General features: G+C 60.5%; 6 protein-coding genes. 5 read left to right on the top strand and 1 reads right to left on the bottom strand.

Annotated features, from left to right (window positions below; all coding sequences use genetic code 11):
• The 5 genes from Q3981_RS09855 to Q3981_RS09835 all read left to right on the top strand — a co-directional run.
• Positions 1 to 2268 (top strand): hypothetical protein (locus Q3981_RS09855; RefSeq protein WP_303125790.1); only part of this gene is annotated, 2268 nt, incomplete at its 5' end.
• A gap of 163 nt (positions 2269 to 2431) precedes the next feature.
• Entirely contained in the window at positions 2432 to 2734 is a 303-nt protein-coding gene (locus Q3981_RS09850) for a YbaB/EbfC family nucleoid-associated protein (RefSeq protein WP_303125788.1), read from the top strand.
• Positions 2735 to 2852: 118 nt separating this feature from the next.
• Complete coding sequence (locus tag Q3981_RS09845; RefSeq protein WP_012730824.1) at positions 2853 to 3509, top strand: recombination mediator RecR; 657 nt, start codon at positions 2853 to 2855, stop codon at positions 3507 to 3509.
• 127 nt (positions 3510 to 3636) lie between these two features.
• A complete protein-coding gene (locus tag Q3981_RS09840) occupies positions 3637 to 4014 on the top strand; it encodes a hypothetical protein (protein WP_296136861.1) in 378 nt (125 codons plus the stop codon).
• 44 nt (positions 4015 to 4058) lie between these two features.
• Positions 4059 to 5471, top strand: a complete 1413-nt coding sequence (locus Q3981_RS09835; RefSeq protein WP_303125783.1) for an aldehyde dehydrogenase family protein — start codon at positions 4059 to 4061, stop codon at positions 5469 to 5471.
• A 35-nt stretch (positions 5472 to 5506) separates the two neighbouring features.
• Here the strand turns inward: Q3981_RS09835 and Q3981_RS09830 are convergent, their stop codons facing one another.
• On the bottom strand, positions 5507 to 6622 hold the full coding sequence (locus Q3981_RS09830; RefSeq protein ID WP_303125782.1) for a TIGR00730 family Rossman fold protein: 1116 nt from the start codon (positions 6620 to 6622) through the stop codon (positions 5507 to 5509).
• Positions 6623 to 6905: the final 283 nt, after the last annotated feature.

The raw sequence follows: 6905 nt of genomic DNA, 5'->3' as shown, positions 1-6905 counted from the left end.
GACAGCGCACTCATCGACGCCGCAGTCGAATCCGTGGCCAACAACGACCCAGCCGGGCTCTTCACCACGATTAATAACGTTCTCGACGCCGGGCACGACCCGCGGCGATTCGCCACCGACCTCGTCGACCGCTTCCGCGACCTGCTCGTCCTCCAATCCATACCCGACGCATTCGACCAAGGACTTGTCGACGCGCCACTTGACCAGCGCGAAACCCTCGCCGACGAAGCACAATCCCTCGGACCCGCCACGCTCACGCGGTGTGCAGCCGTCGTGAGTGATGGGTTGAACGAACTAAAAGGCGCCACATCTCCGCGACTGCTCCTCGAGATCATGTGCGCGCGGATGGTCATGCCCGGAGCGGCCGAGGGCATAGAAGCACTGTCACAACGCGTCGAGGCGTTAGAAAGTGGCCAACCAGCGGCAAGCCGTTCTGCCAGCGACAATGGCCATCGCTCCGGGAGCACGAGTTCTTCTGCTGCTGAAGGTGGTGCTCGAGCTGCTGATAACGGTGCTGCTGATAGTGGTGCCCCAGGATCTGATTCGAACGCGACTCCGCCCCGGGCCAAAGGTGGCGGGCGAATCATCTGGCCGCGCAAGAATAAGAAAACTGACACTCCGACGCCGCAGCCCTCGCCGTCCTCGGAAGCGAACACCGAAACGTCCCAGGAAGCTAAGGGCACGCAGCACCGAGACACAGGGAATGCGAAGCCCCAGGAGACCCAAAGCACCTCGTCGGGAACACCTGAAACACCGGCATCACCGCAGGAAGACGCTGCGACGCCGTCGCAGGATGAGGCCGCAGCATCGTCGCAAGCTGAAGCTGCGCCATCACAAGAGTCTGTTGATCCGCGGACGATGGATCGGGAAACGCTCTCTAAATACTTGCGTGAACAGGCGCTACAGCAAGAGAGAGAAACCCGCGCCCGCGAAGCCGAAGAACGTATGCACAGGATCGAGGAGAAGGAAGGCCCCGCCGTCGTCCTCCCCGAGAGCGAACGTTCTGCCGATGCGCAGAACACGCACGCCGACAGCGCACGTTCCGATGACACGCCCACGGCAGATTCCACGGCCACTGCAGCTACCGACGCTAGTGAAAATTCCGAGGCCAGTGCAGGTCCCGAGGCTGACGGACACGAGGATCAGCCCAGCGATGCCGAAACAAGCCAGCGCGACGAACATGCTGATGCTGGTGTGGAAAAGGATCAGGCCGACCGCGACACCGCAGACCACGAAACCGGCCTCACGGCGGATGAGCTCCGGCCACAATGGACACAGATCAAGCAGGCCGTCGGCAAGCGAAGCAAAGTTGCACAAGTTATGGTCAGCGAAGCTGTCATTCTTGGTGTCTTCCGCAACCACGTCGTCCTTGGTCACCACACCGGGGCGCTCGCGCAAAGGCTCAATGACCAGCACATCAACACGTCCATCGTGGACGCAATCACAGACGCCACCGGGCAAACAGTCACCGTTGAGGCGGTCATCGGTACCGACGACGCTGCCCTCCAACGATGGAAGGACGCTCACCCAGACCACCCTCGCTCAGCGGTAGCAGATAACTCCGCTGCTACCGCCACCACCGACACCGAAACCAGCGACGCCAACACCAACGACGCCACTGCGACCAGCGCCGACGCCGACAGCGGAAACGACTCCGCGCCTGGCGATCTCGCGGGGACCACGTCACCCGCATCACCGGCCTCGCCCACGTCTATCCTGTCCGATTCTGCTCGCACCGCATTAACTGCAGCCGCAGCATGGAAAAAAGCGCAAGAACAACAGCAGTCAACCGCCGACGAGACCGGCCAAGGCCAGCGCGACGGGCATGCCCATCCACGACACGACGCCGCACCGCAATCACGGAACGGCCAGTCACGCCCAACGCACACGCCACCCGCGGGAAGACGAGCGGACTCCCCGCAGGAATTCAGTGACGGATCGCCACTGCCTCCCGAACCCGACGACCCCGATGGCTACGGCCCACCACCGGACGACTACTACTCCGCATCCAACAACGCGCCGGGCAACGCTGGCACCGAAACAACCGGTGACACCACCAACACGAGAGGCAACTCCGACACAGGTGGTTCCGACACGGGCGGACCGACTGCCGAAGCACCATCGTCGGCAAGCACCGAATACACGCAAGAAGAAGCCGAAGAAGAAATGGTCAACGCCACGCGCGACGACCCCAACTACGACCATCGCTCGGCTAAAGACATAGCCATGGAGCTCCTCATTAAGGAACTCGGAGCACAACCGCTCTAGGCCCTTCCTTTAGCGGTGACGCCAACGGGAACTCCTCGCAACCGGGTCCACCTCGCCGGGGAGTCATGGCCAGCCGCAACCACCCTCGTCGCACATATTCGTTACACTGAACCGCGACAATGACACACCAACACGACGATCATTAACGACAAAGGAGACAACAATGGCAGAGCCCGACTTCAACGAAATCATGGCCCAAGCACAGCAAATGCAGGAAGAACTGCAGCGCGTACAAGGTGAAATCGCGCAATCCGAAATCAGCGGCAGCGCAGGCAACGGCCTGGTCAAGGTCACCATGAAGGGCACCGGCGAGGTCGCCAACGTCACCATCGACAAGTCCGTCGTCGACCCTGACGACGTTGATACCCTCCAAGACCTCGTCCTCGGAGCGCTCCAGGACGCCAACACCGCGTTGCAGTCATACGCGCAGGAAAAGATGGGCCCGTTCTCGCAGGCACTCGGCTAAAACACCTGGCTAAAAACGTTCGGCGCCTAAACGATTGGGCGCCTACAACACCCGGGTCTTAACAAACCTAGCCGCCCCATCACGCTCACCCCACCTCACCCACGAAATCAGGACGTCGTTGTTCGAAGGACCACTCCAAGACCTCATCGATGAGTTCTCACGCCTACCCGGAATCGGCCCCAAAAGCGCCCAGCGCATAGCCTTTCACCTGCTCCACACCGACCCCGACGACATCGACCGACTCCGGGCAGCACTCACCTCCGTCCGCGACGGCATCACTTTCTGCCGCATCTGCGGAAACATCTCCCGCAACGACGTCTGCCGCATCTGCGCCGACCCCAACCGCGACGCCACCACCATCTGCGTCATCGAAGAACCCAAAGACATCGAAGTCATCGAGGCCACCGGCGAATACCAAGGGCGGTACCATGTCCTCGGCGGCGCGCTCGACCCCCTCGCCAACGTCGGACCCAAAGACCTCTCCATCACACAGCTCCTCCAGCGCATCGCCGGGGTCCTCCCCGACCGCGAAACCGCCGACTCCACACCCGACGAACCCCGCTACGAAGACGCCCCCACCATCAAAGAAGTCATCATCGCCACCGACCCCAACACCGAAGGCGAAGCGACCAGTTCCTACCTCGCGCGGCTCCTCAAAGACTTCCCCGACCTCACTACCTCCCGGCTCGCATCCGGCATGCCCATCGGTGGGGACCTCGAATACGTCGACGAACTTACGCTCTCACGCGCACTCGCCGGACGGCTCCCGCTCTAGGAAGTGGAGAGCTGCTGCTCTAGCGCCCGCGTCAGAAGTGACCCCACCCGGTCACACCACCCCGCCCGACCTAACAAAAATACCCCCGGGACATGCGAAAACAATGACACCATGTTAGAACTGGGGTATGTCTTCTGATAAAGCCCGCTGGGGCCTCACCACCCTGTACACCGTCGCCGGATTCGGACACTTCGTCACACCCAAACCCTTCGAAGAAATCGTCCCCACCTACGCCCCCGGCACAGCACGGTTCTGGAACTACCTCTCCGGCGCGGGCGAACTCGGCACCGCCGCACTCCTCGCCGCACCCAATAACAAAGCCAACAAATATGGTGGCCTCATTTCCGCAGCTCTGCTCCTCGCCGTATGGCCGGGCAATTTCGAGTCCGTCCGCCAACGCCTCGACCGGCCGTGGACGGAGCAGATCGGATGGATAGCGCGCCTCCCGCTGCAACTTCCCATGATCCACGCGTCGTGGAAGATCTGGAAAGAAACAACGGACTGACCAGCCCTTCTGATAAACCCAGTCAAACCGTGTAAGACTGTGGTATGAGCACCTTTGCATTAGAAAATCCGAGTACAGGCAAGACAGAAGACCAATTTAACCGCATCGACGACGCTGACCGCGACAAGATCCTCGACCAATCCACCGAGGCTTACAAGCAGTGGAAAGAAACCTCCCTTGAAGAGCGCGTCAACGTCCTCAACAAAGTAGCTGACCTCTACGAAGAGCGCGCCGATGAGCTCGCCAGCTACATCGGCCGCGAAATGGGCAAGCTCACGCGGTGGGCCCAAGGCGAGATACAAATCGTCGTCAATATTTACCGTTGGTACGCCGAGCACGCTTACGAGCTCATGCAGGACACCGAGCTGCCCCGCCAGGGCGCGATCCGCACCTTCGTACGGCACGACCCGATGGGTCCAATCCTGGGCATCATGCCGTGGAACTTCCCCTACTACCAGGTTGCACGGTGGGCTGCACCGAACCTCCTGCTAGGAAATTCCCTCGTGCTCAAGCACGCCTCCATCTGCCCGCTATCCTCCCAGGCATGCCAGGACCTGCTCGAAGAGGCCGGCCTGCCCAAGGGCGTGTTCATCAACATGTACGCCTCCGGTTCACAAATGGACGCGTTCGTCGCCGACAAGCGCATTAAGGGCGTATCGCTCACCGGTTCCGAAGCAGCCGGTGCAGCCGTCGCAAAGACCGCCGGCGAAAACTACAAGAAGTCGCTGCTCGAATTGGGTGGTAACGACCCATTCATCGTTCTTGACGACGACAACCTCGACGACGTCCTGGACAACTTCGTGAAGATCCGCATGTACAACACAGGGCAGGCATGCAACGCTCCGAAGCGCCTGATCGTCATGGAATCCTTCTACGACAAAGTTGTCTCCGGCTTGGAAGAGCGCATCAGCAAGATGACCGTCGGCCCGTGGGATGACGAGAAGGCCGACATTGGCCCGCTGTCCTCGATCGACGCCCGCGACGGCATCGTTGAACGCCTGGACAAGGCCGCTAAGGAAGGCAAGGCCACCATCAAGGTGGGTGGACACGCGCTGGATCGTGATGGCGCTTACATGGAGCCCACCCTTCTTACCGACGTTGACCCCGCGTCGGACGTCGGATGCAACGAGATCTTCGGGCCCGTTGCGATTGTGTACCCGGCGAAGGATGCCGACGAGGCTGTTCACATCGCGAATGATTACTCCGACTACGGGCTGTCCGGCTCCGTGTGGGGCTCTGACCTGGACAAGGCTTGGGAAGTGGCCAGCCAGTTGAAGGACGGCATGACGTTCGTGAACGAATCATCCGTAACCGAGGCGGGCCTGCCCTTCGGCGGTGTTGGCCGCTCCGGATACGGCCGTGAGATGGAACGGTGGGGCGTTAAGGAATTCGCTAACGAGCACCTCTTCCGCATCAGCGAAGGCCCGAACGGTGGAGGACTTTCCCCGGCAATGTAGTTGCTGGCGAGGAGGGGGATCGGCGTGTGCTCCCTCTAGCCCCACTTCGGGGCCGGAGGGAGCCAGGCGTCGACCTTTTCGTACAGCTCCCGTGGGGTATCCGCAATAATGAGCGACTCCAAGTACGCAGAGCTCAAGAAACCCTCCCCCACCATATGTTTAATGGCGCTGATCAGCGGATCCCAATAACCGTTCACATTGAGCAGCGCCACAGCGTGCTGCGTGTAGCCCAGTTGCTGCTGGGTCCACGCGTCAAAAAGCTCGTCGACAGTGCCTGCACCTCCGGGAAGCCCGACGACGATATCGGCTAACTCCCCCATCCGCGTTTTACGCGCAGACATCGTGGGCACGAGTTCTAAGCGCGTCAACCGGTCGTGGGCGATTTCCCCACGCGCCGGAGTGGGCACCGTCCCGTCAGCCCGCGGAATAACATAGGAACGTCCGCCCTGGTTAAACCCATTAGGCCCATCCACACCGGCCAGCAAATATGGGATGACGCCGATACACAACGTTCCATCCTCAGCGGCGGCATCCCCCACAACTCCCATGAGGCCCGCACGCCCGCCACCATAAACAATGTGGTCATTGTGCGCGCCGATCGAATGCACCAGCGACTCCACGGCCTCCCGATAGACCGGATTGTTCCCCAACGCCGAACCGGTGAACAGGAGAAACCCGCGCCCATATAACTGCGGCACCACTTCACGCGTCAGAGGCGCGATAGGTTCGCGTTCGGTTTTAATATCCTCGCTGGTAAACCAGCGCGCCGCGTCGATCTCAGCATGCGGGGTGACGTTACGTGCGTCGTTATTGTCATTATTGCCGACGTCGGTGTCGTCGCCATCATTACTGCCGTCGGCACTATTACCCCAGCGCAGCGAGTCGTCGAGCGTAAAAACGTCGGCAAGTAGTTGTGTGTTGGCCTCATTCGCAGCGTTTGTTCGGAACGTGCCGACGAAGGTCGGATCCTCTGTTCCGACGCGGAGGTTTAGTTCTTCATCGAGTTCGCGAATGAGCGTTTGATCTGGTGTTTCGCCCGGCTCGGGCTTGCCGCCGGGGAACATAAATGCGGTTGTGCCTTTCTTGCGGACGAGTAAGAACTCGCCGTCACGATTCCGGATGATTGCGGCGCTCACGCGAATGATTGGCATAGGTTGCGAGTCTAACAAAGGGGTGTGGCGGGGGAATGGCCTCTAGCTCGACACTAATCAGTTTTCAATAAGGGATCCTGCGATTCCGTTTCCAGCGATTTTCCATATGTGGTGAATGTCGTTAAGATCGGAGTTGAGTAACGCGCGGAGTGTATCCGTAGCGTCGATAAACGCACAGGAAGGTTGCGCACTATGACTGCTGAGCACGTCATTCACGAGAATCACACCCACGAGCACGGTCCGGGTTGCGGGCACGTTGCCATCCCTCACGGTGACCACGTCG

The organism is Corynebacterium sp. (assembly GCF_030530965.1).
Taxonomy (GTDB): Bacteria; Actinomycetota; Actinomycetes; order Mycobacteriales; family Mycobacteriaceae; genus Corynebacterium.
This window is presented reverse-complemented; position numbering and strand designations above follow the sequence as displayed.